Source organism: Granulicella rosea, from assembly GCF_900188085.1.
Taxonomy (GTDB): domain Bacteria; phylum Acidobacteriota; class Terriglobia; order Terriglobales; family Acidobacteriaceae; genus Edaphobacter; species Edaphobacter rosea.
This window is the reverse complement of record NZ_FZOU01000024.1, coordinates 1-1,005: the sequence shown is the minus strand read 5'-3', so window position 1 is coordinate 1,005 and position 1,005 is coordinate 1. Positions and strand designations below refer to the sequence as shown.

Sequence of the window (1,005 nt, the reverse complement as noted above, 5' to 3'; positions counted from 1 at the left end):
ACCGCCTCTTCCTTCCAACGTTCGACGCGGGAGCGAGTATCCTCCGCTAGACGGCTCTTGAAGTGCGAGCGGAGCTGCTCTTTTCCGTCTTCAATCGCTCCCTCCAAGCCGGCGTCGAGTTCCGCTAGGTCTAGCGTTCCTTCCTGACTCAGCCTTGAATTGTAGGAACTCTTGAGGTAAGCGGAGAACTCAAAGCCGGGAGCATGAATGCCCGGAGGAACGCGATGAAGAGGGAGACCGCCTTCATCGCAGAGGTAAAGCATCCGCTCCGTTGGCAACTGCCACTCGATTATGTCCAAGGATGCGGGGAAAGACTCGCCATTTCGTTCGATTGGTTTCAGGGAAAAACTTTTTGAGAGAGCGATGGCGGCAGCCGGTTCGATGGTGCGTCCGACGACCGAGATGGAAAGTCCCGGATACTCCGTCATGTATAGAGCAAAGAACTCGGAAAACTCTTGAGCGACGGCATCGGTATCAAGTTGCCAATCCTTATCCAGTTCGCTTATGTGGACGCGGGTGCCAGGTCTCGCACCCTCCTCTGCCCGTGACGCAGCCATTAGCTTTGCAGTTCTCACGTTGTCGCGGACGATAGTGACCGTGAAAGTTTGGAGATCTCCGTTGGCGTCTTTTGCCGTAGATGTCCATTCAGCAACCCGGCCCAGCGCAAGAGCCCTCAAGCGTCCACGACCTTCCTTTCCATGGAGATGTCGCTCGCCATTCTTTGAGAGATTGTTCGCCTTCTTCCACGAGCCCCCCAGATTCTCGAAGAACTTGAGCCCTTCCTCGTAGGTCATGCCGTGCCCGTTGTCCTGCACAGTGACCGACTGAAGACCGATTTGCCCATCCTCGGCGGTAACCTTGATGGAGGTGGCCTCTGCATCAAGCCCGTTCCAGATAAGTTCGGCGATTGCCTGCACCGGGCGCCCGGTCGTCAGTTTCTCCGCAAAGTCCTCTTGAACATTGAGCGTGACAATCCGTTCGTCATTCGTTGCCATGCCTGTCTCC

The 1,005-nt window shown here is 56.0% G+C and carries 1 protein-coding gene; it reads right to left on the bottom strand.

The genetic code is table 11. The annotated features are described in order from the left end of the window. On the bottom strand, nucleotides 1–995 hold a 995-nt coding region (locus tag CHB87_RS21705; protein ID WP_142988488.1), incomplete at its 3' end, for an ATP-binding protein. Nucleotides 996–1,005 lie beyond the last annotated feature (10 nt).